This is a genomic window from Mesorhizobium sp. M5C.F.Cr.IN.023.01.1.1, assembly GCF_003997585.1.
GTDB lineage: Bacteria > Pseudomonadota > Alphaproteobacteria > Rhizobiales > Rhizobiaceae > Mesorhizobium > Mesorhizobium wenxiniae.
In genome coordinates this window covers 1-26,296 of record NZ_RZSU01000087.1, presented here as the reverse complement: position 1 = coordinate 26,296, position 26,296 = coordinate 1, and the positions used below count along the sequence as shown (strand labels likewise).

18 protein-coding genes, 11 pseudogenes and 1 other annotated feature are annotated in these 26,296 nt (G+C 59.7%); of the genes and pseudogenes, 15 read left to right on the top strand and 14 right to left on the bottom strand.

Annotated features, from left to right (window positions below):
• Positions 1-140: 140 nt before the first annotated feature.
• Positions 141-632 (top strand): annotated as a pseudogene (locus EOA78_RS26870) (IS110 family transposase); the annotation flags it as partial.
• 278 nt (positions 633-910) lie between these two features.
• On the opposite strand, the pseudogene EOA78_RS26865 reads toward EOA78_RS26870, so the two are convergent.
• From EOA78_RS26865 to EOA78_RS26850, 4 pseudogenes are all read right to left on the bottom strand, one after another.
• A pseudogene (locus tag EOA78_RS26865) lies at positions 911-1,213 on the bottom strand (integrase core domain-containing protein); the annotation flags it as partial.
• Between the two features lie 4 nt (positions 1,214-1,217).
• A pseudogene (locus EOA78_RS26860) lies at positions 1,218-2,624 on the bottom strand (IS30 family transposase).
• A gap of 46 nt (positions 2,625-2,670) precedes the next feature.
• Positions 2,671-3,037: pseudogene (locus tag EOA78_RS26855) on the bottom strand (DDE-type integrase/transposase/recombinase); the annotation flags it as partial.
• Positions 3,038-3,114: 77 nt separating this feature from the next.
• Positions 3,115-3,633 (bottom strand): annotated as a pseudogene (locus tag EOA78_RS26850) (ATP-binding protein); the annotation flags it as partial.
• A gap of 315 nt (positions 3,634-3,948) precedes the next feature.
• On the opposite strand from EOA78_RS26850, the gene EOA78_RS36230 reads away from it, so the two are divergent.
• Positions 3,949-4,116, top strand: a complete 168-nt coding sequence (locus EOA78_RS36230) for a hypothetical protein (RefSeq protein ID WP_164783959.1) — start codon at positions 3,949-3,951, stop codon at positions 4,114-4,116.
• Positions 4,100-6,169, top strand: coding sequence for a recombinase family protein (locus EOA78_RS26845; RefSeq protein ID WP_127317806.1), 2,070 nt, complete (start codon positions 4,100-4,102; stop codon positions 6,167-6,169). Before EOA78_RS36230 ends, EOA78_RS26845 begins: the two co-directional genes overlap by 17 nt.
• Before the next feature lie 31 nt (positions 6,170-6,200).
• On the opposite strand, the pseudogene EOA78_RS26840 reads toward EOA78_RS26845, so the two are convergent.
• From EOA78_RS26840 to EOA78_RS26820, 4 genes and pseudogenes are all read right to left on the bottom strand, one after another.
• Positions 6,201-6,538, bottom strand: a pseudogene (locus EOA78_RS26840) (ATP-binding protein); the annotation flags it as partial.
• Positions 6,535-7,796, bottom strand: a pseudogene (gene istA, locus EOA78_RS26835) (IS21 family transposase). The pseudogenes istA and EOA78_RS26840, both read right to left, overlap by 4 nt.
• Positions 7,797-7,949: 153 nt before the next feature.
• Positions 7,950-8,519: pseudogene (locus tag EOA78_RS36225) on the bottom strand (transposase); the annotation flags it as partial.
• Positions 8,121-8,238, bottom strand: a sequence feature (AL1L pseudoknot). Its footprint overlaps the pseudogene before it by 118 nt.
• Before the next feature lie 124 nt (positions 8,520-8,643).
• The gene (locus tag EOA78_RS26820; protein WP_245477764.1) at positions 8,644-10,128 is read right to left on the bottom strand and encodes an FAD-dependent oxidoreductase; all 1,485 of its coding nucleotides are present in this window, start codon (positions 10,126-10,128) and stop codon (positions 8,644-8,646) included.
• 353 nt (positions 10,129-10,481) lie between these two features.
• On the opposite strand from EOA78_RS26820, the gene EOA78_RS26815 reads away from it, so the two are divergent.
• From EOA78_RS26815 to EOA78_RS26805, 3 genes are read left to right on the top strand one after another with little or no spacing between them, the layout of a single operon-like run.
• Complete coding sequence (locus EOA78_RS26815) at positions 10,482-11,231, top strand: fumarylacetoacetate hydrolase family protein (protein WP_164783958.1); 750 nt, start codon at positions 10,482-10,484, stop codon at positions 11,229-11,231.
• Positions 11,232-11,247: 16 nt separating this feature from the next.
• Entirely contained in the window at positions 11,248-11,925 is a 678-nt protein-coding gene (locus EOA78_RS26810; protein ID WP_127317800.1) for a hypothetical protein, read from the top strand.
• Positions 11,926-11,942: 17 nt separating this feature from the next.
• A complete protein-coding gene (locus EOA78_RS26805) occupies positions 11,943-12,785 on the top strand; it encodes a fumarylacetoacetate hydrolase family protein (protein ID WP_127317798.1) in 843 nt (280 codons plus the stop codon).
• A 577-nt stretch (positions 12,786-13,362) separates the two neighbouring features.
• Here the strand turns inward: EOA78_RS26805 and EOA78_RS26800 are convergent.
• From EOA78_RS26800 to EOA78_RS36220, 3 genes and pseudogenes are all read right to left on the bottom strand, one after another.
• Positions 13,363-13,658 (bottom strand): annotated as a pseudogene (locus tag EOA78_RS26800) (transposase); the annotation flags it as partial.
• A 56-nt stretch (positions 13,659-13,714) separates the two neighbouring features.
• Positions 13,715-13,908 (bottom strand): annotated as a pseudogene (locus EOA78_RS37325) (IS256 family transposase); the annotation flags it as partial.
• Positions 13,909-14,292: 384 nt separating this feature from the next.
• Positions 14,293-14,589: a hypothetical protein gene (locus EOA78_RS36220; protein ID WP_164783957.1), complete on the bottom strand. Its 297-nt coding sequence runs from the start codon at positions 14,587-14,589 to the stop codon at positions 14,293-14,295.
• A gap of 49 nt (positions 14,590-14,638) precedes the next feature.
• Here EOA78_RS36220 and EOA78_RS26795 point away from each other — a divergent pair, with 49 nt between their 5' ends.
• The 8 genes from EOA78_RS26795 (at position 14,639) to EOA78_RS37320 (ending at position 20,965) form a co-directional block, all read left to right on the top strand.
• Positions 14,639-15,310, top strand: a complete 672-nt coding sequence (locus tag EOA78_RS26795) for an ABC transporter permease (RefSeq protein WP_164783956.1) — start codon at positions 14,639-14,641, stop codon at positions 15,308-15,310.
• A gap of 40 nt (positions 15,311-15,350) precedes the next feature.
• Positions 15,351-16,358: an ABC transporter substrate-binding protein gene (locus EOA78_RS26790; protein WP_127317794.1), complete on the top strand. Its 1,008-nt coding sequence runs from the start codon at positions 15,351-15,353 to the stop codon at positions 16,356-16,358.
• Positions 16,359-16,436: 78 nt separating this feature from the next.
• Positions 16,437-17,237 carry an ABC transporter permease gene (locus EOA78_RS26785; protein WP_127317792.1) on the top strand — a complete coding sequence of 267 codons (801 nt, stop codon included), beginning with the start codon at positions 16,437-16,439 and terminating at the stop codon, positions 17,235-17,237.
• A complete protein-coding gene (locus tag EOA78_RS26780; RefSeq protein ID WP_245477763.1) occupies positions 17,234-18,091 on the top strand; it encodes an ABC transporter ATP-binding protein in 858 nt (285 codons plus the stop codon). The genes EOA78_RS26785 and EOA78_RS26780 overlap by 4 nt, the downstream gene beginning before the upstream one ends.
• A 60-nt stretch (positions 18,092-18,151) precedes the next feature.
• Positions 18,152-18,796: an RraA family protein gene (locus tag EOA78_RS26775; RefSeq protein WP_127317790.1), complete on the top strand. Its 645-nt coding sequence runs from the start codon at positions 18,152-18,154 to the stop codon at positions 18,794-18,796.
• A 190-nt stretch (positions 18,797-18,986) separates the two neighbouring features.
• Complete coding sequence (locus tag EOA78_RS26770) at positions 18,987-19,286, top strand: UxaA family hydrolase (protein WP_127317788.1); 300 nt, start codon at positions 18,987-18,989, stop codon at positions 19,284-19,286.
• Positions 19,283-20,473 (top strand): UxaA family hydrolase, encoded by a 1,191-nt coding sequence (locus tag EOA78_RS26765; RefSeq protein WP_127317786.1) that lies wholly within the window; start codon positions 19,283-19,285, stop codon positions 20,471-20,473. The genes EOA78_RS26770 and EOA78_RS26765 overlap by 4 nt, the downstream gene beginning before the upstream one ends.
• Positions 20,474-20,656: 183 nt before the next feature.
• Complete coding sequence (locus tag EOA78_RS37320) at positions 20,657-20,965, top strand: hypothetical protein (protein WP_245477761.1); 309 nt, start codon at positions 20,657-20,659, stop codon at positions 20,963-20,965.
• Here EOA78_RS37320 and EOA78_RS26755 read toward each other — a convergent pair.
• From EOA78_RS26755 to ltrA, 3 genes are all read right to left on the bottom strand, one after another.
• The gene (locus EOA78_RS26755) at positions 20,907-21,158 is read right to left on the bottom strand and encodes a hypothetical protein (RefSeq protein ID WP_127317784.1); all 252 of its coding nucleotides are present in this window, start codon (positions 21,156-21,158) and stop codon (positions 20,907-20,909) included. The genes EOA78_RS37320 and EOA78_RS26755 overlap by 59 nt on opposite strands.
• A 493-nt stretch (positions 21,159-21,651) precedes the next feature.
• Positions 21,652-22,656 (bottom strand): IS110 family transposase, encoded by a 1,005-nt coding sequence (locus tag EOA78_RS26750; RefSeq protein ID WP_127317782.1) that lies wholly within the window; start codon positions 22,654-22,656, stop codon positions 21,652-21,654.
• 87 nt (positions 22,657-22,743) lie between these two features.
• Entirely contained in the window at positions 22,744-24,258 is a 1,515-nt protein-coding gene (gene ltrA / locus EOA78_RS26745; RefSeq protein ID WP_245477766.1) for a group II intron reverse transcriptase/maturase, read from the bottom strand.
• A gap of 941 nt (positions 24,259-25,199) precedes the next feature.
• On the opposite strand from ltrA, the pseudogene EOA78_RS26740 reads away from it, so the two are divergent.
• A pseudogene (locus tag EOA78_RS26740) lies at positions 25,200-26,167 on the top strand (IS110 family transposase); the annotation flags it as partial.
• Positions 26,168-26,296: the final 129 nt, after the last annotated feature.

Genomic DNA, 26,296 nt, shown 5'->3' with positions numbered 1-26,296 from the left:
TCCGAAAAGGTGCTCACGATCACCTGAAATCGTTGCTCACGATCGTCTGAAATCGTTGCTCATGATCCCGTGAAATCCGTGCTCACGATGCGGTGAAATCCGTGCTCACGATCGCCTGAAATACGCAGTCTTTATCGGCCATCGCCGATCAGATCGAGGCGCTGATGCGACAGATCGATGATCTCGAGCGGGAGATTGTTCGTGAGGCAAGACGTGACGGGGATATGCGGCGGATCGCTACGATACCAGGTGTCGGAGCAATCACAGCGGCATCTATCAAGGCGCCTGTTCCAGATCCCGGCGGGTTCAAATCCGGCCGTCACTTCGCCGCCTGGTTGGGATTGACGCCGAGGTCCCATTCGAGCGGAGGCAAAGAGCGGCTTGGAGGAATATCGAAGATGGGCAATGCGGAGCTTCGCTCCCTGCTGGTGCTCGGTGCGACTTCTGTCCTGCGGCATATGCGGGGCAACGATAAAACGCCGAAATGGCTGAATGGTCTTCTGAAGCGGCGGCCCTACAAGGTCGTGGCTGTCGCGCTCGCCAACAAGATGGCCCGGATCATCTGGGCGCTTCTGACCAAGGGCGGGACATATTGGGGTCTTGAGGCGGCAAACAGCGTAGCGAGCGCTTGAGCTGAAGACGACCCCAACGAACTGACCGGTGCGGTAGCCGGCAGAGGCGAGGTGCACGAAACAGACGATGATTCCATGGGAGGAAATCCCGAGGCGAGAGAGGCCGCGTGACTCAATGCGCTCACAGCGCGTTCGTTTGATCAGCCCCTCGCATCGCGGACTTCATCCAGGCCAGCGGTCCTGAACCGCGCTGAAAGGCCGGACATATGACCGCACCGTTCCCGTGTGATGAGTTGTCTGAAGAAAGCACTTGCCTGAAGGGCCGTTCCACATATGAGTCACGCTGCCATGGCGGGCTCTCCCAACATGGCATAGTAGCGTGCCTCGGCTTCGGCCGGCGGGATGTTGCCGATGGGCTCCAGGAGCCGGCGATTGTTGAACCAGTCGACCCATTCCAGCGTCGCGAACTCGACCACCTCGAAGGAGCGCCATGGTCCGCGTCGGTGGATCACCTCGGCCTTGTAGAGGCCGTTGATGGTTTCGGCGAGCGCATTGTCGCAGGAATCTCCCACGCTGCCGACTGAAGGCTCAACGCCGGCCTCGGCCAGGCGCTCAGTGTATTTGATCGAGACGTATTGGGCGGATTCAACCGGTCGTCGCAACACCGGCATCATACTGTCCCACAAGGAACTGGTTGAGGACTTCGGCAGGTGTTTTCCAACCGAAGCGTTTTGCGCGGTCTTGTGTTCACCGCATGCGCTACCGCATCCAGTTCTTTAGCCGTGTGCCGGCTGAGATCCGTGCCCTTTGGAAAATACTGTCGTAGCAGGCCGTTGGTATTTTCGTTCGAGCCTCGCTGCCACGGGCTTTGGGGATCGCAGAAGTAAATCTCCAGCCCGGTGCCGATGCGCAGGTTGGCGTGCTGCGCCATTTCCGCTCCTTGGTCCCAAGTCAGCGACTGACGTAATCGCTCGGGAAGTTTGCTCATGGATCGGGCGATGGCTCTACGGACGGCTTCAGCGCCGTGGCCAGCAAGTGGCGGACCGTTCTTGATGCGCAGGCTCTGCTGATAACCATCCATGCGCGGTAGGTGAAGCAGCATTGTGAAGCGCGAACTTCGCTCCACGAGTGTGCCGGTCGCCGAGCTGCCGAGGCCAAGGATGAGATCGCCTTCCCAATGACCGGGGACGGCCCGGTCGGCAATTTCGGCCGGCCGGTCGCTTATCATGACGGCGTCTCCGATGAAGGACTTATTGCGCCCTCGGGACCGTTCGAGTGGTACGCGCAGTGCTCTGCCTGAACGCAAACATGCGGTCAGTTCCCGGCGCAATGCCCCGCGTCCTTGAATGTACAAGGATTGATAGATCGCCCCGTGACCGATCCGCATGGTTTGATCCTCTGGGTAATCGATCTGAAGCCGATGAGCGATCTGCTCGGGGCTCCAGGCTGTCGCCACCGCCGGCTTTGCCGGTGAACAGCCCTTCGCTTTTTCCATACCACCTTGGGGCCCTCGAATGCGGCGCCATGCGTGTTGGTGATTTTGCCGGCCAAGCGCTCCTCCACATATTCACGCAGAGCCGGATTCACCGCCAGCTTGCCAGGCCGAGGCCGCCGGGACGCACAATCGGCGTGCCATTGTGCGGCACTGGCCCGGTAATCCAGATTACCGCTGCGCGTCGCGGCATTACGCCTGACCTCCCGCGAGATCGTGCTCGGTGGCCGACCGAGCTTACGCGCAATGGCCCGGATGCCGATTCCCTTGGCAAGCTCGAGCGCGATATCCTCGCGCTCCCGAAAGGAAAGATATCGCCCCGAAGGCGGCTTCGCCCACGGCGCCAAATGCGTTGGCGGCATTCCTCCTGCACTCCGAAACCAGCGCGGACCAAGAGGCGTTGATATACCGGCATCCAGTGCGGCCTCCTCGCTCGAACGTCCCAAGGCAATAGCTTGCCGGAAGCGGAACTGATTCTCACGCTGCCAAGCAGGCGGACGTCCGGGCGAACCTAGCTTCTTCCGAGTGCACCGATCCGAAGCGCGTTGGTGAACCGTCATTGCAACCTCCAATCTCTTGGTGTTGCGACGACCGGTTGAATCCGCCTTGGCGGCCGCGATCGCTATGATGGATGAGACCGCCGTGATGGACCGGACGCGGGTCATGAAGCGCCTGCTCCAGAGCATCGAGGACGAAGCTCGCATGTGCCGTCCGGCTCGCCCGCCAGCCGACGATACGACGTGCGTAGGCGTCGATGACAAAGGCCACGTAGACGAAGCCCGCCCAGGTCGCCACATAGGTGAAGTCAGAGACCCACAGCCTGTTCGGCGCCGGCGCATGGAACTGGCGATTGACACTGATCAAGCGGGCAAGGCGCGGCCTTGTCGCTCACCGTGGTGCGGATCGGCTTGCCGCGGATCGCCCCTTCGAGGCCCATTTCCCGCATCAGCCGCGAGACGGTGCAGCGTGCGATGCCTGTCAATGGGTACCGAAGTTTCCGCAAAAGTGGGCATTCAATTTTCCCTATCTGGCGGGTGAAGGTTTCGGTGATCAGCCGGCGTCTTGATCGGTCGATTTCAGTCCTGCTGGGCGGCCACGCTTTTTCGGCGGTGGCGGCGGATTGATAAGCGCTTTGGAGCGAACATGCTCGGGAACAAGATCAGCGTGCTGGCGCAATCGGTAGCTCGATCCTTCGATCTGCACGACGACGGCATGGTGAAGAAGTCTGTCGAGCAATGCTGTTGCGACAACAGCATCACCAAAAACTTCGCCCCATTCTGCAAAGCCGCGATTGGAGGTGAGTATCATGGCACCCTTCTCGTAACGGGCATTGACGAGCTGGAAGAAGAGATTGCCGCCGCCGGGCACGACCGGGAGATAGCCGATTTCGTCGACGACCAGCAGGGATGCGCGGCATAGATAGCGGATACGCTCGCGCAACTGCCCCTCGCGCTCGGCCTTGGCCAGCGAGGCGATAATGTCGGCGAGCGTGGAGAAGTAGACGCTCTTTGCGGCCTTGACGGCTTCGACGGCGAGCGCGGTCGCCAGATGGCTCTTGCCGGTGCCGGGCAGACAGGGCTCATAATGCCCGTTATCAGCAAGACAACGGAACACGGATTATTCGCTACGCCTTTCATCCGCGCTCTGGCGAGGAGGCGGTCGTTGTCGGACGGCAGCGCTATTGCGGCGAGCCAGCCTATGTGGGCCGGCAGCCGGATGGCAGCTTGGCGCTGGTGCCGATCTGGATGACCGAAGAGCCCGCGGCCGCGATGACGCTCGTCGAGGCGCCACGCCTTTCCCTTTCCAGCCTGCGCGATCTGCGTCGCGAGATCGACACCTGTTTAAGCTTGCTCGACGGCGACTCACGCCGTGGAGGAGAGAGCCATGCAGCAAAGGCAGCCTATTTCCGCCCAATCGGATCTGTTTGCGGCGCAGACCGCGCCACGGGAACTTCCGAGCGACATCCGTCAGCGCCTCCTGCCATTGATCGAGGCGCTGCTCAGGGAAGCGGCGAAGAAGGTCAGGGAGGCGGATCATGAAGATCACGCCTGAGCATCTGGCGCGCGGTGCCTATGTCTATATTCGCCAGTCCACAGCCGATCAGCTTGTCAACAACCCGGAGAGTCGGCGTCGCCAATACGGTCTTGCGGACCGGGCGCGGGCACTTGGCTGGGAGACCGTGATCGTCATCGACGATGATCTCGGTCGCTCCGGATCCGGCGTCACGCGCCCCGGCTTTGAGAAGCTGCTCGCAGCGATCTGCGAAGGCCGGGTGGGCGCGGTGCTGGCGATCGAAGCGTCACGCCTGGCGCGCAATGGGCGGGACTGGCACACATTGATCGAGTTTTGCGGCTTGGTCGGTACGCTCATCATCGATGAGGACGGCATCTATGAGCCGCGTCATCCCAATGACCGGCTGTTGCTCGGCATGAAGGGCACGATGAGCGAACTTGAGCTTTTGATCCTGCGCGCCCGCTCGCTCGAAGCGCTAAAGAACAAGGCGCGGCGCGGCGAGCTGTTTCTGGCGGTGGCGGTCGGCTACGTGAAGGCGGGCAATGACCGCATCGAGATGGACCCCGATCTGCGCGTGCGCGAAGCGATCACGCTCGTCTTTACGCGCTTTGCCGCCTTGCAGAGCATCCGCCAGGTGCATCTGTCGCTGCGCCATGAGGGAATCATGCTGCCGGCCGTCAACTACACCCGCGCGGCCGGGCGGACGATCGTCTGGAAGCTGCCCGTCTACAACACCGTGCATCACATTCTTACCAACCCGATTTACGCCGGTGCCTATGCCTTTGGCCGGACCGGCAGCCGGATCACTATCGAAAATGGCCGCAAACGTATCGTGCGGGGCTTGCGCAAGGAGCGATCGGACTGGGAGGTCTTGCTCATCGACCATCACGAGGGTTACCTGAGCTGGGCAGACTTCGAAAGGAATCAGCGCCTGATTGCAGACAACGCCAACGGTAAGGGCGTGATGGCACGCGGTGCGCCGCGCCGCGGCGAGTTGTTGTTGGGCGGCCTTCTGCGCTGCGGCCACTGCGGCCGCAAACTGCACGTCGCTTATTCTGGCCGAAACGGCAAGATCGGGCGCTATCACTGTCGTGGCGCGTTCCTCAACCATGGCACCGATCCGTGCATCAACTTCGGATCGCTGCGCGTCGATGAAGCCGTCGGCACCGAAGTCTTGGAACGGCTTCAACCCTTGGGCATCCAAGCAGCTGTTCAGGCGATCGAGACATCCAAGGCGCAGAGCGCTGAGAAGCGGCGTCAGATCGAGCTCGCGCTTGAACAGGCACGCTATGAAGCGGCCCATGCGCAGCGCCAATATGACGCCGTCGATCCCGACAATCGGCTCGTGGCAAGTGAACTTGAGCGGCGCTGGAATGCTGCGCTTGCGGTTGTGCGTGAGCGCGAAGCCGAACTCGACGCCCTCGAAGCCAAAAAGCCGGAAGCACTCAGCGAGGCCGAGCGCCAGGAGCTGCTGCACATGGGGGCCGATCTTGAACGAGCGTGGCATCACGCAAATGCCACCAGCGTCACTCGCAAGCGCATCATTCGCACGGTCGTTCGCGAGATCGTCGTTCGTGTCGAGAATGACCGGATCGAGATGGTGGTGCATTGGCAGGGCGGCGATCATACCACGCTCTCCGTCAAGAAGAACAAGCTCGGTCATCACAGGTGGGGTGCCGCGCCCGAGATCGAACCGCTGATCCGGGCGCTAGCGCGCCAGCTGCCGGACAAGGCGATTGCGGCCCTTCTCAATCGGCTCGGCAAGACCACCGGCCGGCAAAACGGATGGACGCAGTCGCGCGTCTGCACCTTTCGTAGCCAACACAACATTGCCGTCTACAGACACGGCGAGCGCGCGGCGCGCGGCGAGTACACTTTGCAGGAAGCGGCCGAGAAGCTGGGCGTGCGGCCAATGACGGTGCTGCGCATGATCCGCGCCGGTCATCTGCCGGCCGAGCAATACCTCAAGGGCACGCCTTGGGTCATTCGCGGTGAGGATCTCGTGCGTCCCGACATCCAGCACTATGCCAACAGCGGCATGCGATGCCCATTATCACAAGGGCAAGATCAACAGCCGATGCTTTTTCAATGACATAGCGAGGTGCGCATTATGACGCGGGATCGGGCGGGCCGAGAAGATGGACTACCTCCGCCCGCTCGATGAACTTCAGTTCGGCCAGCGCCATGATGCGGTTCCGATCGAGCGATGGCTGGAAAGCGAAGTCGAAGCCGGCGAGCGTCTTGATGGTGGTCAGGCGCGCCATCATCAGAGCAGCCTTGATGCGCCGACTTTCGCGCAGAGTTAGTTCTTCCACCAGAAGTTCATCGAAGGCCTGGATGCCGTCGATCTCGCCCTGCTCGATGCGCCGCGGGTCGCGTCAAGCGCTTCGAGCGCCCGTGGCATGCGCAGCCCGACCAGGCTCTTCCTGATGCTGTCGATCGTGGATGCGTGCATGGTCATGACCGGCTCCCCGCGACGGCCAGTCGCTCGGCGACGGCCTGATAGAAGTCGAGCGAGCGCCGGGCGACATGATCGCCGAGGCGGCCGACGATGATATCCGGGGCGGTCTTCCTCGCGGCGTGGCGAGCTAACCCCTGACGATGAGCAGGATCGATCCGATATTGGCGGCGCCCCTCGAGCACAGGATGGCTGGCGACCAGCCGGCCTTCGTCCAGGATGCGGATGCAGTCGGCAAGCTGGTGAACCTCGACAAGGCGCCGGGTGCGATCGGGAACGCTGTAGTAGTTGCCGCCGATCGAGACGAGACCATCATGGCTGACGCGACGCTCCAGCTTGAGAAGCGCGTCGAAGGGAACTGCCGGGAGAGATTGAAGTTCCGGCTGCTCCGCCGCGAAGGCTTCGCTGACGATGCGTTGCGTGGTGCCGTGCAGGCGAGCATTGGCGACGGTGTCGAGCCAATCTCGCAATTGCTCGTTCAGGTCCTCGAGATTGCGGAAGCTGCGGGCCAGGAAGAAGTCCTCGCGGATATAGCGGAATGGTCGCTCGACTTTGCCCTTGGTTTTGGCGCGATACGGCCGGCAGGCTCTGGGCTGGAAGCCAAAGTGCCTGGCCAGCGCCAGCAGCGAGCGATTGTAGATGATGTGGCCTTCGTTATCTTCGCCGGTGACCGCCGTCTTCATCCTGTCGTAGAGGATCTCGATCGGTACTCCTCCAATGGCGTCGAACGCCTGCATATGACAGCGCAGCAGCGTCTGCAGGTCCTGGTGCATGACGTAGCGGGCGAAGATGTAGCGCGAGTGGCCCAGACGAGCGAGAACAGCCAGACGATGCGCGTCACGCCCGGCGCGTCGGTGAACTCGGTGACGAAGCGCGCGAAGTCGATCTGTGCTTGATATCCGGCCGGAGTCTCGAACCGCACCTCGAAGGGACGCACCTGCTCCTGCGGTCGGATTGCGGCCACGGAGCGCTTCACGGCGGTGTAGGCGCCGTCATAGCCGCGCTCACGAATCTCGCGCGTCAGGCGCACGGCGCTCAGATCGGGAAAGGCCGAGACCCGTTCGCGCAGATAGTCGACAAAGGGCACGATCTTGTTTGGCCGCCCCGCCTGTCGCGGGCCATAGGCGGGAAGTTCGAGCCCGCGCTCGATGTATTTGCGGACCGTCTTGGGATCGCGGCCCGTTCGCCGAGCAATCGCGGTCACGGACAGGCCCTGACGGTGTAGATCCAATATCATCAGAAGTTCTCCAAGTTGGACCACCAGCGCCGCTCCGATTCCGATCAAATCGGGACGGACTATCGACGCCGGAGCGAAAGCCGCCAGTTCCGGGACGCGTCCCGGAATTGGCGGCAGCAGCGCCAACTAGGGAATTTTCGATGCCCACAATCAGGGAATATTCATCGCCCGATGACAGATGCCGAAGCCTTCCCGCCTGAGCTGCCGCCAGACCTTGCGCACGCCATAGACCCGGAATTTCTCCTCGAACACGCGCCGCACCTCTTTCTTGAGTTCCTCATCGCGCTTCGTCCGCGCCGACAACCGGGAGGGATCGCGCCGCTGGGCAACATGGTCGTGGTAGGTCGACGGGGCGATCGGCAGGACCCTTGCAGATCGGCTCGACCCCATGTGCCTCTCGGTGATCATCGATGAACGCGATCATGGCTTGAACCGGCGGTCGAGCTCCGCCTGGGCAAAATAAGCGGACGCTTTGCGCAGGATCTCGTTGGCCTGCCTCAATTCCCTGTTCTCCCGCTCCAGGGCCTTCAGCTTCTCGGCGACCTCGGAGGGAAGACCGGCGCGGACGCCGCTGTCCACCTCCGCCTTCTTCACCCACTCATTGAGCGTCTGCGCCGTGCAGCCGATCTTGGCCGCGATCGACTAAATCGCCGCCCAGCGCGATGAATGCTCCTTCTCGTGATCGAGAACCAATCGCACCGCGCGGGCGCGCACTTCTGGAGAAAACCTGTTTGTCGTCTTGCTCATGATGGCTCCACCTTCTCAAGGTTTGGAGCCTCCGGCAAACCCGGCGCGGTTCAGGGATACTGGGTGCGCAGTTGGGCTGAGTAGCGCCATTGAGGTTAGTAGGTTACATCTTCGGTGCATCAGGTCATCCTGCCTCCCTGAGAGCAGCAGCGCGGCCTGCCAGCCTCCCAGACGTAAACGCCCATCCTAAATGGTGGCCATGGCCTTCCAGGATGATCCCGCCCTGGCCGGTCGCTCCAGCCGCATAGAGACCCGGTATGGCTTCTCCAGTTTTCGAACAAACTTCCATGGCGGGCGAAACTCGTAGTCCCCCTTCGGTCAAGACCCAACTTCTAACCGGACCGAGTGCGATGAACGGCGGCTGCAGCAACCCGGGGGTACCCGCACGAGGGTTCTTGTTATAGTCCGCCACAGTTTTTTCAAGGACAGCTGGAGGGACACCAATTGTTTGGGCGAGCGAACCTAGTGAGTTGGCCTGATTGTAGATGTCTCTCCGATTGCGTTTGTAATCTGGCAGGTACGCATAGGCGACCCCAGGCGCCGTCGATATATAGTGCGGCCATGCGCCGAACTTTTTGGCGAGAACGCCATCCAAGATTATGAATGCTTCCTTTTTCGGCTGCTGCGGTACGGCGAGCTGAGGCCTATCGCATTCGTCCGCAAAGCGAGATCCGTCTCTATTTATCAGTATCGCGCCACTATCATATAATTTTCGCTGTGGTTCCAATACAGTTGTAAGAAACATCATGATGAAAGGTCGAATTAGGGCTTGCGGCAACTTGGCCATTGACCATTTCATCAGCAATGCAAGAAATCGACTCGGCGGCAACATCGTCATGAGATTGACCTTGGGCGGCACGAACCGCAGTTGCGGGCCGCTAACGATGTCACCGTTCACGATTTCCGCACCAACGTCCAATGCAAGCTGATGCGCATCACCTGTGCTTGTTTCAACCAACGCATCCGCTTGCGCGATCGACTCGCCCGCATAAATTCTTTTCATTTCGCGATTGGCGCTGAAATCTCCGCCAGCCAAGACAACGCCGCGGTGCGCGATGAAACGATGCGGCGAGCCATTCGCCTCAGCCTCGACTCCCACAACCCTCCCGCCCTCAAATAGTAGACGACGAGCTCGATGATTAAGGCGGATATCGACCCCAAGCTCACGGGCGCGGCGATACAACGCGTGTGCGTAGGCTCGCGAATTTGGCAGTACGTTGTGCATGCGCGGGACACGATGGGGCGGCTCTGGCATGGGGCCGAAAAAGACCACTCCCATGTTGAGCAGTTTTTTTAGAGTATCAGGAACATTTTCTACAAAGACTCTGCGTAAGTCGGGATTGTCACGGGACAACAAAGCGCCGTGGAACAGTGCCATGTCGTCAAAGTGCGCAGCCGGAGTGTCGTGGATGCCAATGGCAGCCTGCATCGGCGATGCGCTCGAGGAGAGGGAACCTATAGCCCAATTTGTCGTGCCGCCCGGGGCAGGGTTCTTCTCTAGCACTAATACTCGGCGGCCTATTTCAGCCGCCTCTATCGCAGCGAACAGACCAGACCCCCCGGCCCCAACGACGATCACATCTGGGGCAATCACTGCGGCATTGGCCAAGCACTTTACTCCCTTAAACTTCCAGTTTGCTTCTTGCTGAGCCGAGCAGTGCTCCGAGGTACGTCGGTCGCGGAATAGCACGCAAGGTCAGTTGTCATTTCGATTTTCCTCTTAGCTTGGCGCAGCTCTCGTTCCGGCTTAGCGCCAGCGGCCTCCTGCCCATGCTGCAGAACCTCTGGTGCAGCTGTGGGCACACTTGCGCCCATCCGCGGACTGCTGGATTGCCGGCTCCGACCTTCCCAAGCTAATCGACTTTTTTGGCTAAGTCCGGTTGACCTCGATTACGAAAACGGTAATAGTTGATGGAACATTATTCCAAATAGTATGTCATGTCAAATCAAGCATGCGAATTCTTGAGCACCCTCGCCCAAAGGCTCGTCGTGGCGCGCCGAGGGGGTCAGCGCGTTCGAGCTGATGCATCAACACTGGAAACGCTAAGCCGCGCGCGAGCTTTGAGCATTCAACATGAGGTTGTCAGCGCATTGTCACTTCCTGTTGCGGGCTGGAAGGTGGCGGCTTTGCCTGATGGAGATTTGATATCGGCTCCCATCCTTAGGGACCGCCTTTTCGAAAGCCCAGCAATAATTTGTCCCGGGGTTTACGGGCTCGGCGGCGTGGAATGCGAGATCGCCTTCTGCTTTGCAAGAGAGCCGATCCCCGGAAGTGACGGCTTCGCGAGAGAGCATATTGTCGAGGCCATCGAGGGCGCGTGCGCGGCAATTGAAGTCGTAGATAGCCGCTGGGCGAGCAGCTTCTCCACTCCTCGAAACGCGATGGTTGCGGACTTGCTATCGAATGGCGCGCTGGTCGTTGGACCGGTCAACAGGAGTTGGCAAGATGTGGCTTTTCATACCCTTATGGCCCGCCTCGGCATCAACGGAAATAGTATATGCCAAAGTACGGGCGGCCACCCCGACGGAGACCTCATAGGCCTCCTGGTCATGTTGGCTAACGATCTAGCCAAACGAGGGCTTGTCCTGAGGCCAGGCGAGATCGTCACGACGGGAAGTTACACAGGTTTTCACACGGCAAATCCTGGTGACGCTATCGTGGCCGAGTTTGACGGCTTTACGTCCGCCTCGGTGATATTTCAACAGTTTTGAAAGTGCGGAGAGATCTATGCTTTGCGGTAAAGGCGCGGTTGCCATCTGGAACGGAATATCCGAAGAGGGCCGCCTCGACTTCTATCAGTGGCACATAAACGAGCATATGCCGGAAAGAACCGGCATTCCTGGGTTCTTAAGGGGACGACGCTATCGAGCTGCTGATAAGGAAACCCATCCCGAGTTCTTTACTCTTTACGAAGTTGATCAATTCGACGCCATTACAGGCGAAGAATATGCCAAGCGACTTAATGCCCCGACGCCGTGGACAAGGCGAACGGTCCAGCATTTTCGCAATACATCTCGTGGGCTGGCGCGAGTCTTACTGTCCGAGGGCCCTGGGCCTGGTGGCGTCCTTGCCACCGTGCGCTTCCAACCTTTGATAACGAACGACCAGCAGGTGGCTGGTGAACTATCATCCCTTGTGTCCAGTGTTATGCAGTTGCCACTCATGACCGGGGCGCATTTGTGTAAATCTGATGAGGAAGCAACGGGGGTGCGCACTGCCGAGAGCGATGGGCGTTCGGATTTGGATGCGCCGCCTGATTGGTTCATGCTTTTGGAAGCGTGCACCCTGGAGTCGTTGGAGGCACCCGTCCAGGCAGTTCTGCAGCATCCCGGCGTACGGAACGCGCAAGTCGGCCGCTATTTGCTCGAATATACCCGTTTGAAGACCGACTCGGCGGCCGGCTGAGCTGAAGGAAAACCGATATGAAACTTTTACGATTTGGACTGCCCGGTTCCGAGCGACCCGGGCTGCTGGACGACGCTGGAACTATCCGCGACCTTGGCGGTGTTGTTCCGGACATTCGGGGCAGTACGCTATCACGCGCTAGCTTGGAAATGTTGCGCTCCATAGTTCCTTCGTCATTGCCCCGGGTCGATGACGATGTTCGGCTTGCGCCCCCGGTAGCTGACACTCGTCACTTCATCGCGGTCGGCCTGAACTACATCGATCACGCAATCGAGACTGACACTCCCATTCCGGACCAGCCGGTAATCTTTTCCAAGGCGCCATCCTGCATTGTTGGACCGAATGATAACATCGTGATGCCTCGAGAGGCGCGCATGCTGGACTGGGAGGCGGAAGTCGCGGTCGCCATTGGTGAGCATGCTTTCGAGCTGGCTGAAGAGGATGCGTTGTCGGTTGTGGCGGGCTATCTTGTCTGCCACGACGTTTCTGAGCGCGACTTTCAGATACATCGTGGAGGGCAATGGATCAAAGGTAAGTCTTCTCCTAGCTTTGGTCCGATTGGACCTTGGCTAGTGACGCCCGATGAAGTCCCCGACCCTCAGAACCTGACTCTCTGGCTTACGGTGAATGGGGTTAGCAGGCAGTCAGGATCGACAGCCAAGATGATCTTCTCATTCAGGTATTTGATTTCGTACATCTCACGGTTCATGGCGCTGGAGCCTGGCGATATCATCACGACTGGTACTCCGCACGGCGTGGGGCTTGGAATGAAGCCGCCGGTATTTCTGGAACCGGGCGACGTCGTGGAGTTGGGTGCCGACGGGCTGGGTCAGCAAAGGCAAACTGTTGTGCTTCGATGAGGTCGCAGGAAAATGGCGATGTTGGTTTTCGCCCAGCAGTTAGTCGGCGGCTTGTTCAGAGTGCAAGCGTCATTGTTTTCTCGCTAGATCGGGTAGAATTCGATTGTGAACCTTGTCTGCAACAAAATGTCTTTTTGAGCCCCCAAGGAAATCAGGGTCGCTCAGACCGGGGAGACGGGTGCCGTACTGCCAAGCGACGGACCGCATGTCCAAACCGAGGGCGCTTTCGATCGGTTCCCGAGAGGCAAGCTGGCCTCAAACTATCACTATTGGAGTAGCGGATGGAACGGGTCTGGGACATTGAAACCGACTATTGCGTGGTTGGAGCGGGTTCGGCGGGGTGTGTCGTCGCAAGCCGGCTTTTTGAGAATAGACGCTAACGAGTACTTTTGTTGGGATTCTGTAAGCGGCCGCGGAGGCTGGAAATATGCTGAAGTCGCCGACATGAATTCTCCGGACAGGGAAGGGGCCAGTCTCTTCCAGCAGAATCGCAAGGGTCGGCTCAAGGCGAGTACAGCGTCAGCGTACCTGCGTGCGGCTTTGAAGCAGAATCGAAATTGACGGTGCCCCCAGGTTTCTATCCAGTTTTGAGTTCGTTTCCGGCGTGGGCTTTGCCCCGATGGGCGGTGGAAGCGACGGGCGCTGGCGCGGAGCTTTCCACATTGCGCAGCGCGTCGCGGATTGAAGGTCTGTGCGAACTCGTTCGGCGGATCCTATCTGGGAATGAGGCCGCACGCTGTTATAGTCGGCGCGCCATAGGGCCAGGGACGCGCGGGTCTGTGCGAGCGAGGTGAACAGCGTCTTATTCGGCAGTTCGTCGCGCAGGCGGCCGTTGAAGCTCTCGATGAAGGCATTCTGCATCGGCTTGCCAGGCGTATCGTTTCGACTGGCAAGACTGTCAGAGATTTCTGTGCGTGAGATCAGTTTCGTCATTGTTCGACAAGCTTTTCGCCGAAGACGACGGCGAACTGTGTCTTGGCTTCGAACCAACTCGCGGCGCTCGTTTCCATTCCTCGGCCGCGTGGTTCAAAAAAACAGACATAGGAGCTTCATCGCTTTATCTTCCGAAGCGCCTTTCGGGATAGGCAAAGAACAGCACGACGTGGGGCCGGTTGCGCCGCCAGCCCGGAGCATATCATGCATCGCATGTGGGTCGACGGCACCGACTTCCATTGGTCAGCCGCCAAGTCGTCAACGGCCATGGCAGCTTAGACGGAGGTCGAGGACTCCTTCCGCCGGCGGACAGGATGGTTGAGAAGGCATGGACGGCCAAGCTCTGCCGCGCACTCGATCAAGAAGCTGATCCGTTGCAACCAACGATGCGATCTCGTCCAGCCCTCGCACCCTTCCGGGCGCCTGGCACCGCCGAGGAGGCGGATACGGATGTGGCGGGAGATCTCCGGCACCGCTTGCAGCGGAGTAGTCGAGGTGGCGCACCGCCATGATCTTGATTCTCTGGTGTCGCTGGAGCCGCTAGCCTAGCGATGGTTTCTTTAGGCATCGAGTGTCAACTCCCTTTGTCCGTCGTCGGGATGCCGAGCACGCAACGAAGCATGAAACCTTCCGGACGGACGCCCTTCGATCGCTTGAGGAGCCTCGGCACCGGGAAATGTCCGATTTGATCGATGAGCGGCGGCAGCTTCGGCCTCGCAATAACCGAAATGCGAATATTAGGATTGACAAGCAGAGCCAAACGGCGCAAGTTGGAATGGCGTTCCAGATAAATAAGTATTCCACATGGAGTGAGCGGCTGGATGACGAGGCTATTGAGGTTGACTGGGACTCTACCGGATTGGTTGATCACGTCGTTTTGGCTCCTGGTCCTTGCCGCGATTTGGTCAGCCGCAATCCGAGTGCTGAAGGTTCCGGATTACATCCTCCCAAGTCCAGAACAAGTGGTCGGTCTGATTGGATCCAAGTTCAGCTATTTTCTAGCCCATACAGCCTCCACCCTCACGGTCATAGCCGTTGGCTTTGGCTGCGGTGCCGCCGCTGCCATCCCGACGGGGCTTGCATTAGCAAAAATGCGGTGGCTGGAAAGCGCGCTGTATCCCTTTGTTGTGTTCTTGCAGACCATGCCGCTGATCAGCTTAGTGCCGGTTTTGATCATCTGGTTGGGGTACGGGCTGGCTCCGGCATCAGTCCTGGTAGGCTTTAGCGTTTTCTTTCCGGTTTTGGTGAACGCTGTTGCGGGCGTAAGAAGCACTCCCGATCGTCTTTATTTTGTCACTCGGACAATGGGCGCGAGTGCCCTGCAGACCTTCAGGTACATCGACTGGCCCACGATGCTTCCCTATCTGACTAGCGCCTTTCGAATCTCTTTGGCGCTTGCCACTACGACCGCCGTTGTCAGTGAGTTCCTTGCGTCGAATGACGGGCTTGGATACGCGGCGCTAATCGGGGCTCGAAGCAGAGACACGGTACAAGTCATCGCAGTCGTTCTTATAACCGCCGTTGTCGGCGTCCTGCTCAACACCCTTAGCTTGCTGGTGGAGAAAAAGATCGCGCGTAAGTACCGCGGTTAGTGAAAAGGTATAGCAAAATAAACAACGGAGGACGACCGCAATGGAAAATAACCTGAAATATTGTTTGCGGGTTGTTGGAGCAGGGTTGATTGCTGCGACTGTAGCATTTTCCCCAGCGATGGCTGCCGACAAGCTTAAAGTAACGCTAAACTGGACGCCAGCCATCGCTAGCATCGGAATTATATACGCGGACACTCTGGGTTACTACAATACGGCAGGTATTGACCTGGAAATAGAGCCTGGGAAGGGCTCGGGGACGACCTCACAACTTGTCGCAGCCGGAAGCACAGATCTTGGACTGGCAAACGGGCCGTCGGCCATCGCGATCGCAGCCAAGGGAGCGCCGATCAAAATCATTGCCCCTATTTACCAGACGTCGGAGTGGGGGATCATCTCTCTCGCTAATACGCCCATCTCGCGTCCAAAGGATCTGGAGGGAAAGTCCATCGCTATCCCAGCTGGATCGGCAGACGTTGCACTCTTTCAATTAATGTTGACGGCGAATGGGGTTGATAAGTCAAAGATCAACATTCTCTCTGCCGATGCGTCGGGCTTTATCGGTCTTCTGGCTGAGAAAAAGGTTGATGGAGTGTCGGCCGCTCCCGGCGATGTGATGCTACCGCTTGGAGAAAAAGGAATCAAAACGAAAATTATGTATTACCGGGATAACGGTGCTCCTCTCGTGGGATTGAGCATTATAGCTCGCGACGACAAGCTTAAACAAAATCCCGATCTTTATAAGAGATTCGTTGACGCAACTCTAAAGGGTTACTCCGCAGCTGCCAAAGACCCGGTGGCCGCCGTCGATGCGCTTCTGTCAAGGTATTCCGATGCTGGGGCAAAATCGGCGCTTCTCGAAGAGCTGACGAAATACGCTATGGCTGACTTCTGCGTGGCCGGCGCGACAGGTTTGGGAAAGCCGCCCGCGAGCCTATGGGCCACTACTGGAAACGCTCTAACCACGAGCCTCGGGACTTTGGGCGATGGCGGCATCGAGGCTAAACATACTGAGGACTACCTTCCTGCTCAGGTTCCTCCCTGCCCCTAACAATGTCTAACGATACGGTGGCGGCGCTGCACCGCCCCACCGGTTCTCGGGCGCTCACGACAAGAAGCAGGACAATTAATGGCCAACGTATTCGCCGAAACCACAAATCCCCTTAAACCGCCTCTGGTCAAAGGGGCTGAGCGGATTGTGCCGCCGGTACTGGTTTTGATTGCATTCATCGTTGCTTGGCAATTCAGCAGTGACTGGTTTGGCATTCCAACATACCTTTTCCCGGCGCCGAGCGACTTCATGGGCAAATTCGTTACCGAAAGAAGTGCCCTCGCTTATAATTTTGCGGCCACAGGATATGTCGTGGTGGTCGGTTTTGCTCTCGCAACGTTGATTGCCATCCCGCTGGGGCTGGCGATTGCTTCATACCCTTCACTGAGGCGCAGTTTGTTTCCACTGATTGTGTTTTTTGAAATCATACCCAAAACGATCACTGCTCCTCTCTTGATTGTCTGGTTTGGCTTTGGGTTCACGCCCCGAATTGCATTAACGGTCGTCATGACGTTCTTTCCGATTTTGGTGAACAGCATCGCTGGGTTCTCATCGATCAACCCGCGCCTGCATTTCATAACAAAATCCATGGGCGCCAACTCATGGCAGACATTTCGTTTCATTCGGCTACCGGCCGCAATGCCATATATCTTTTCTGGCATGAAGATCGGAATGGTCTATGCGGTTACTGCTTGCATAACGGTGGAGTTCATTGGCGCTAACGAAGGGCTTGAAGTTCTCATACTCTCAGCGTCGAGCTACATGGACATCGCTTTAATGTTCGCGGGAGTGTTTGCGACCGCCATGCTTGCGATGTTGTTGACCGGCATCTTGCTCGGAATGGAAACAGTGATGATGCCTTGGAGGAGAGGTCAATGACCATTATTGCTGGCAAACGAGAAACGACCTTTCGGCAAGTTAGCCCAGCCAAGCTTAGTGGTGGTCCAGCGTCTATGATGAACCGTGAACATCGCAGATCGATATTGGCATCTGATATCGAGCAACATTACGGAAAATTCCGCGCGCTTGGGCCGGTTAAGATCGAAATTGGAGAGGGGGAATTTGTAAGCGTTCTTGGCCCATCTGGATGTGGTAAGAGCACGCTCATGCTAATCATCGCGGGCTTGCTTAAGCCAACAGTTGGCTCTGTTAAGATCAACGGGAAGGTCCTTACCAACCCGATGACTGATGTCGGCATTGTTTTTCAGGACCATTTACTGCTCGAATTTCGGACTGCTATGGACAACGTTCTCCTTCAACAAGAAATTCGAGGACTTGACCGTGCCACAAGTCGAAAGCGTGCGGATGAGTTGTTCGAGAAGCTAGGACTCTGCGGCGCTGAGGCACGGTATCCACGGCAACTATCGGGTGGAATGCAGCAGCGCGTCTCTATTGCTCGCGCCCTGGTTCATGATCCGGCAGTTCTCCTGATGGATGAACCGTTCGGTGCCCTCGACGCAATTTCACGCACGCAGATAAGGCACGATCTTGAGGCGCTATGGATGGAGACGCGAAAGAGTGTTCTGTTCATCACTCATTCAATTGAAGAGGCAATCGGGTTGTCAGATCGGATCTTGGTCATGTCGAATTCGCCTGGAAAAGTCGTCGAGGAAATACGCATTGATCTGCCGAGGCCCCGACCGGCTTATCTGGGGCAATATCCCGAGTTCGCAAAGTATGCCGACGAAATTTACAAAACCTTCGAAGCGCTGGGTGTTTACCGTTTCAAATAAAGGGACCGCGTAGCCGGGCTGCCGAACCTCGCTCTGGTCCATCAACCTAAGGATTTTGCCGTGACAGACATCACCGCTCGCCTGGAGCGCTGCTACACCGGCGTCGTGCACGACGTCATGCGCGCCATGGGGTTTCGCGATTTCACGTTCCCGTCCGAGCTCAGGCCGCTCGATCCGGCCGGCGTCATCTGCGGTCCGGCCTTCACTATTGAAGGCGAAGCCAAACCCACCGATGCGCACGAGACGCTGCTCGCATGGACCGGCCTGCTCTCCAAGGCGCCAGCGGGCTCCGTCTGGGTATCGCAGCCGAACGACAGGATCGTCGCGCATATGGGCGAACTCTCCGCGGAGACGCTGAAGAACAAGGGCGTGCGCGGCTGCGTGGCCGATGGCTTCATCCGCGACACCAACTTTCTGCTCGAGATGGGCTTTCCGTCCTGGTCGCGAGGCTACACGCCGCGAGACATCGTCGGCCACTGGCTGCCCAAGTCGGTGAACATCGAGATCCGTATCGGCGACGTGACGGTGGCGCCGGGCGACTATGTGCTGGGCGACCGCGACGGCCTCGTGCGCATCCCCCAAGCCTCGGTCGGAGAGGTGCTCGAAAAGGCCGAGATGGCAATCGCCGCCGAAAATGACGTCCGCAAGGCGATCCTGGAGGGCGTCGACCCGCAAGAAGCCTATCTGCGCCATGGCAAATTTTGAGACGGCAGGACGATGCAATTCTGCAAGATAGAAGTACAGCGCGACAAGCGACCGGCCCTCGGTTTTAATGACTGCGCTTATGCACAGGCCCGCCACTCAGTGCTAAACGGGACTCTGGAGTCGCCATGCCGTCAACGATCGGCAGAATGGATTAGGACGAGATCGACAAGCATACCAGCGGTGGACTGACGTGCGTTACGACCCAAAGCTGCTGATCCTCAACGTCGCTGACAACGTAGCCATCGTGCGCACTCGGCTCAAGGCCGGCGACATCGTCGCTGTGTCAGGCGTTCCGGTGACTGTTTCCGCCGAAATCCCTCTCGGCCACAAGTTGGCACGCTGCCCCATCGCTGCGGGCGAGAAGATCATAAAGCTCGGCGCGCCGATCGGCTACGCGACCGAGGCCATCGCACTCGGGGCTCATGTCCACACGCACAATATGGCCAGTGACTATATCCCCACTTACAAGCTGCCCGAGGGTTCACTATGAAGGGTTATCTGCGAGGCGACGGCCGCAAGGGCATCCGCAACGTGCTGCTGGTCGTCTATACGGTTGAATGCGCACACCACGTGGCGAGCGAGATCGTGCGGCCCTTCGAAGGGCACGACATCCAAGTCATCGGGTTCCCTGGCTGTTACCCGAATGACTATGCACGGCTAATGCTGGAGCGGCTCTGCACGCACCCGAACGTCGGTGGCGCTCTGCTGGTTTCGCTCGGCTGCGAGTGCATGGACAAGAATCGCCTCGCCGCCACGATCCGCCAGTCGGGCCGCCCCACGGAAGTGCTCACCATCCAGGCAGTCGGCGGTACACGTGCCACGATCGAGCAGGGCCGAGCCTGGGTGAAGCGCACGCGTGCCGGTCTCGACGCGCAGAGCCCTGTTGATATGGCGGTGAGCGAGCTCGTCGTCGGCACCATCTGCGGCGGCTCGGATGGGACGAGCGGCATTACCGGCAATCCGGCGGCCGGCCGCGCCTTCGACCTGCTGACCGGCGCCGGCGCTGCCTGCATTTTCGAGGAGACGGGCGAGTTGATCGGCTGCGAGTACATAATGGCCGCCCGCGCAAAGACCCCCGAGCTGGGACAAGCCCTGATCGACAGCGTCGCCAAGGCGGCGCGCTACTATGCGACGCTCGGCTACGGCTCCTTCGCCGTCGGCAATGCGGCGGGCGGCTTGAGCACCATTGAGGAGAAGTCGCTGGGCGCCTATGCCAAGTCCGGCGCTTCGCCGATTTCCGGCATGCTGAAACCTGGCAACCTGCCGTCGCGGGGCGGGCTCTATCTGCTCGACGTTGTGCCCGACGGCGAGGTCCGCTTCGGCTTCCCTAATATCAACGACAATGCGGAAATCGCCGAACTCATAGCTTGCGGCGCGCATGTCATTTTGTTCGTCACCGGCCGTGGTTCGGTTGTCGGCTCGGCCATTTCGCCGGTCGTAAAAATCTGCGCCAATCCGGAGACATTCGACCGCATGGCAGACGACATGGACGTCAATGCCGGCAGGATCCTGCGTGGCGAGGCCTCTATCGATGAGGTCGGCCACGAGATCCGCGACCTGGTGATTTCGCTCGGCCAGGGCGCGCGCACGCGCTCCGAGGAGCTCGGCCACCAGGAGTTCATCCTGACCTACAAGAGTTTTGAGCCGCTAGGGCCGTCGTGCCTGCCGGCTGCATGAAAAAGGAGCAATCAGTGCGCAATTGGTTTTTTCCCGGGCAACTTCGCCGCGGCAGAGCGGTCAGCGGTTGTGCTCAGCATCATCGAGACCTGCAAGCTCTGCGGCGTCGATGCCGAAGCCTACAAGGCCGATGTCACCTAGCGCATCCAGAACGACTGGCCAGCTTCGGGCTCGGACGAGCTAATGCCGCGGAACTGGGTGCGCCGCGAAGAGATGCCGCTCCCCCTTGGCGGCATGAGCGCGATCGATGACGTGGCGCTGTCGGACGAGGCGCTGGAGGCCTGGATGGCCGTCAAGACCAACCGTCGCCCGCTGGTGCGGACCATGTCGGCGCTGGATGGCTTCGTAACGGCAGCGGTCACCGGGCCGCGGTTCCGTACGGATACGATCGAGCAATGCCAGCATCTCGTCTATAAGCCGGGGCACCTCGAAATCAGCCATCCGCCGTCAGTTGCACGACTTTATTGCCGCGGGCTTTATGCCCTCCGATAAGCTTGTAAAGCGGCTGGCCCAAAAGCTTGCACTTCAGATACCACAACGCGATGTCCACAGCGGCGATCGCCATGTGCGCGATGCCGGAGCGACCAACCCAATGCGAGTCCGACCAGTAGAGCTTTTCCCAGAGCCTCTGGGTGTCCATCGGGTCCTCGCCGATCAAACGCCGCTTGTAGATATCATCGATCATCGATTTGATGCCTTATCGCCGAAGCTGAGAGTCGAAGTATAGCCCAGCCCTCGACTCTGTCCTTGGTGCGCACAATAACACCGGGCAGGCCCCAATTCGCCGCCGTGTTGAAGCTGTCCGCGACAAAACGCGGAATGGGGGCATGTACGATGAAGCTTTCTACGGACGCTATCTTCATTGGCATCATCCCTAGCAGGCTTCTCTGATTGGGGTCGGTGAGGTCAAGCTTCTCCTGTCTTTTTTCCGGATCATGTCGCCCCGCGGGTCACTCGCTTCTCTTCGCGGTCGGCGCGGAGCCGCCGCACGATGGGGTCAGGAGAGCGAGGCGTCTCAATCTGTTGAACGACCTTGGAGAATTCGCCCAGGATCGTGCCTGCTAACGAGATCGCCTTGCCCATCGTCCCCACGGGAACAATCCGGATCACCCTCGGGCGAACCACTGTCTGTGTTCGTTTTGGTCCTTGTCCTATTTCATGCCGATGCGGGGCCGGTTTCATGCCGATGCGGGGCCGGCGGCTTCCTTTCCAAAGCGAAATTCGGTTGCGTCGGCCCACATGCGATGCAGGATGACGGCCAGCTTGCGGGCTACCGCCACGCGGGCGCGCGCCATACCGCGGCGTTTGGCGATGTTCATGCCCCAAGCGCGCAAGCTCGACCATTTCTTCGAGCGCACGAGTAGCGAATGTGCTGCCTCGTAGAGGGCGGTGCGGGCGAGTTCGTCGCCGCAACGGCTGACCTTGCCCTGAATGTCGGTTTCACCGGACTGGTATCGCGCTGGCGTCAGCCCCAGATGCGCTCCCACTGCCCGCGAGGAGCCGAACCGCTCCGGCCGGTCGATCGTGGCGCGGAAGGTGAGCGCGGTGATTGGCCCGACGCCGGGCGCGCTCATCAGTCGCCGACAGACTTCCTCCTTGCGCACGATGTCGAGAACCTGCTTGGTCAGGCGGGCGAACTCCTTGAGCATGGAGCCGAGGATCGAAAGCAGTGGCTCCACCATCACCATCGCCTCGGCGGCGGCCAGCTCGCGCACCCGATCAGCAAAGGCGGTGCGCGAGGGCGTGCCTAGCTTGACACCAGCCTCGCGCAGGATGGCGCGCACAACATTCTCTATGCTGCGCATCTCATTCAGCACCGTGCGGCGAGCCACCAACAGCGCGCGCCACAACCGGCATTGCCGGCTCTTCACATGCACCTGCCGATACCAACCCGTGCGCATGATCTGCGCAAGCGCGCGGGCATCGTTGCGGTCGGTCTTATTGGGCATCGTCTTCATGGCCGCATTGGCCTGGCGCGTCTCGATACAGATCGCAGGCAGGCCTTCGGCGCACAATCCATCGTGAAGCCAGGCCGTCAGCGAGCACGCTTCCAGCCCGATGCGCTCCAGCGGCACATCGAGCTTCCGCAACGCATCGGACAAGGCCTGCGGTTCGCTCGGCGCTCGTGTTTCCTTCACGATCCGACTGCTCTCATCGACGACGCAAATCGCGGTCTCTTCCAAAGATAGTAGAGTAGGCGGTAAGCGCCGCGCCGCCTTTCAGCGGTCGGTTTCTCACCGCCTCTCCCCGAACCGGGCATGCGCCTTTCGTTACGCACCCAGCTCTCCAGAAGACATGGCAAAGTCAGGCATATCCATCCATGCGAGACGGAAGCGGCAAACGGGGGTCCAGGCGAGCATATGCTGCTCGACCATTCCCTCGCGCCAAAGCCGTCTCGTTGGCCGCCGGCCACTGGGCTGGCATGAGGCCCAGATGTCACGCGACCGCGCTTTGGGGCGTCTCTTCCGCAGCCACCGCGCTATCCTCATGCCGACGTACCAGTCGAGACTGGTGAACATCCGACCGGCATAAGCGCAGTGGCGGTAGTAGTTCGCCCACCCACGCAGGATGGGATTGAGCTCCTGAAGCTTGGAGGCCAGACTGCACGGGGTGGAACTCGTTCCCGTACGTGCCTTGACCTTTCGACGCAGGTTGGCAGCCTTTGCTTTGGGAATCTCAATGCGCGGGCCATAGCCGTAGCGCTTGTCCCAATGCATGATGAAGCGGAATCCGAGGAATTCGAACCCCTCCGTCATGGCTGTGACCTTCGTCTTTTCCGGCGACAACTCAAGGCCCATGGTCTGATGCAGGTAGTCCGCCAGCGCGGCCTTTTCCGCGATGGCATCCTCCCGTGTGCCAGACACCAACACCACGAAGTCATCGGCGTAGCGCACCGGCAGGAACGCACAGCGACCAGCCATACGATCCCAATAGCGCGCTCTGCCTGCCGCAGTCCTCCCGTCACATTTGCGGTCGGCATGGGCCTTGGTGCGTTGATACACCCACCGTTCGTACCGCTCTTCGATCGCGCCGAGCGCGATATTGGCGAGCAGCGGTGAGAGAATCCCGCCCTGAGGCGTGCCGGCGTCTGTGCGAAGGAACTGCTCCTCCGACAGAACACCGGCTTTCAGGAACTGCCCGACCAGCCTCGTCACCCGCCGGTCAGCCACGCGGTGGCGCAGCCGCTCTAACAGGTGATGATGACTTAAATTATCGAAGCAGCCCTTAATGTCGCGCTCTAAGACCCATGGATACGGCATCCGGTTCCGCCGCGTGTCCTTGTCGCGTTTATGCGGCAAGGCCGCTCGTCGGATATGCTCCAAGGCGCCATGCGTGCTCCGTCCGGGTCGAAACCCATAGGAGACATGCCAAAACTGCGCCTCGAAGATCGGCTCCAGAAGTGTTTTGACCGCGCCTTGAACGACGCGATCCTTGATCGTGGGAATGCCCAGGGGCCGGAATCGCCCCGGTTTACCGGCCTTGGGGATGAGCTTGCGCCGTGCAGGACTGGGCCGATATGCGCCGGAGCGCAATTCGGCCTGAAGCCCTTCGAGGAAGCCTTGCTCACCGATCCCATTCCGGATGCGGCCCACGGTCATCCCGTCGATCCCAGCCGTGCGTCGGCCTCGATTGGAGGCTACGCGCTGCCAGGCGTGACGCAGCACGCGCAGGTCGGTGACCCAACCCCACATGTCCCGCCACGCGTCTTCGGGATTTGCCTTACTCCACTGATAGAGTTTGCGCTGAACGCCGAGTACCCAGGCCTCGTCGGTCTGGTGATCCATGTCCACAGATCACTCCTCCGTCATGCAAGTCTACCGTCTTCCTGCTTCCCTTCGCCCTGTGCACGGCTTTCCCGCGCTCTGACTACTACGGAAGCTCCGCCCTTGGTGCCGTCCATCTCCGGCCGTCGCGGCGAGCCCAGTTCCGTACCGGGCAGACAGTCCAAGTTCCCGTGTTCCGATTTCCAACCTTCATGTCCGTAGGCGGTGAGCTTTACCCCAGGCGATGCGGAAGACAGGGCAATGAGAGCTTTCCCCCGTCTCGAACGCGTTGTCCGCGCCCTGCAGTGAGGATAGACGAGCCCCACCGCGTCTGATCGCTTCTTACCTCCCACGCCATCGCGCGACCTGGAGGCGTTACCGGTTGAATCCGAGGCTTCCAGCACTCACTTCGTTATCTCGCCATAGACATTGTGGTAGCCCGGCCTGCGGCCGATGGTCCGCACCCGGTACAGTTCAGGCCGATCTGCTTATGACACCCGACCGGCGACGCCCGGTCGGGCTTCTCGGCCTCCTTCCGTCCGCTGCTCCTGCGGGCGGGGCGGCATTACAGCCGCCGGTCGAAAACCAGCAAGCTTGAGAGGTGGCTATTCCATATTCACCTCCCGCGCCGTCACGGCGCACCGTCTAATCCAGCAAAATACTTCACGGCTGCTCCTTCCCGATGTTTGTGGCGCTCCAAGGCGACCACGTTCTAACATCCCGACAGGAGCAGCCGCCCGCATCTGGGCTCGGGCGAGACCCCAATCACCCCATCTGTTGAAAAAGGCGCTCGCCATCGGTTTGCAACGATGATTCATTGTCTCCGAAGGGATTCGGAGACGGATGCATGCGAGGCGGAGACGAACAGACAGGCGAACTGTTCAGATCCTATGAGGAGGTGGTTAGCGACCGGCGCGGTGGCAAAGTGAGGTCGCCAAAACATCTCACCTTGGAGGCTAAACATGCCAGTCGCAGTTCGCCTACTGGAAGCACCGACCGCTATCCGCACCCATCTTGGCGCAATTTTTGTGTCGTTGGAATTGAGCCGCTCGAAATGGCTAATCACGTCGCTGTTGCCGGGTGGCGGAGAGAAGATGTCGAAGCACATGGTGGCGGCGGGCGATGTCGCCGGCCTGCTAGCGCGGTTTACCGAGCTCAAGCGAAGGGCTGAGGCGCGAAGCGGGACATGCTTTCCGATCATCGTGATCCAGGAAGCGGGACTCGACGGCTTCTGGATCCACCGGGTACTGGAGGCCGAGGGGATCGAGAGCCACGTCGTGGATCCGGCCTCGGTCGCCACGTCGCGTCGGCGGCGGCGGGCCAAGACCGATAAGATCGACGGCGAGGCACTGGTGCGTGCGCTGCTTGCCTACAAGCGGGGCGAGCCGCGTGTGTGCGCGATGCTGCGGGTTCCCACACCCGAGGAAGAAGATCGCCGCCGTATTGCACGCGGGCGGAAAGCATTGACGAACGAGCGCACACGCCACGTCAATCGCCTCAAGGGGCTGCTGTTTGCGCAAGGCATATCCGGCTATTAGCCGTTGCGCCGCGACCGGCGCGAGCGGCTGGAGGAACTGAAGACCGGCGATGGTCGCCCGTTGCCTGTCCATCTGAAGCGGCAGAGATTGGCCGCGAACTCGACCGGCTCGAGCTGCTGATCGACCAGATCAAGGTGGTAGAGGCCGAACGCGACGCCATGCTTACTGCTGAGCTGGCCGTCTCGCCCGCTCCGGCGATGCTGCTTGCTCTGAAAGGCATCGGACCGGAGTTTGCCGCCGTCCTGTGGTCGGAAGGTTTGTCCCGCCACTACAACAACCGGCGACAGCTTGCCGCCTATGCCGGCCTGGCGGCGACGCCCTGGAAGAGTGGTGCGATCGATCACGAGCAGGGGGTGTCGAAATCCGGTAATCCGACGCTGCGAACGACGCTGGTTGCGTATTTCAGGCGATCGTGAGCACGGATTTCACCGCATCGTGAGCACGGATTTCACGGGATCATGAGCAACGATTTCAGACGATCGTGAGCAACGATTTCAGGTGATCGTGAGCACCTTTTCGGA

What these genes read in the sequence shown, in the direction of transcription:
- EOA78_RS36230 (WP_164783959.1), top strand. Translation starts at nt 3,949, where the DNA reads ATGCAGCAAAGGCAGCCTATTTCCGCCCAATCGGATCTGTTTGCGGCG.
- EOA78_RS26845 (WP_127317806.1), top strand. Translation starts at nt 4,100, where the DNA reads ATGAAGATCACGCCTGAGCATCTGGCGCGCGGTGCCTATGTCTATATT.
- EOA78_RS26810 (WP_127317800.1), top strand. Translation starts at nt 11,248, where the DNA reads ATGCTTTGCGGTAAAGGCGCGGTTGCCATCTGGAACGGAATATCCGAA.
- EOA78_RS26805 (WP_127317798.1), top strand. Translation starts at nt 11,943, where the DNA reads ATGAAACTTTTACGATTTGGACTGCCCGGTTCCGAGCGACCCGGGCTG.
- EOA78_RS26790 (WP_127317794.1), top strand. Translation starts at nt 15,351, where the DNA reads ATGGAAAATAACCTGAAATATTGTTTGCGGGTTGTTGGAGCAGGGTTG.
- EOA78_RS26785 (WP_127317792.1), top strand. Translation starts at nt 16,437, where the DNA reads ATGGCCAACGTATTCGCCGAAACCACAAATCCCCTTAAACCGCCTCTG.
- EOA78_RS26780 (WP_245477763.1), top strand. Translation starts at nt 17,234, where the DNA reads ATGACCATTATTGCTGGCAAACGAGAAACGACCTTTCGGCAAGTTAGC.
- EOA78_RS26765 (WP_127317786.1), top strand. Translation starts at nt 19,283, where the DNA reads ATGAAGGGTTATCTGCGAGGCGACGGCCGCAAGGGCATCCGCAACGTG.
- EOA78_RS37320 (WP_245477761.1), top strand. Translation starts at nt 20,657, where the DNA reads ATGCCGCGGAACTGGGTGCGCCGCGAAGAGATGCCGCTCCCCCTTGGC.
- EOA78_RS26755 (WP_127317784.1), bottom strand. Translation starts at nt 21,158, where the DNA reads ATGATCGATGATATCTACAAGCGGCGTTTGATCGGCGAGGACCCGATG.
- ltrA (WP_245477766.1), bottom strand. Translation starts at nt 24,258, where the DNA reads ATGGATCACCAGACCGACGAGGCCTGGGTACTCGGCGTTCAGCGCAAA.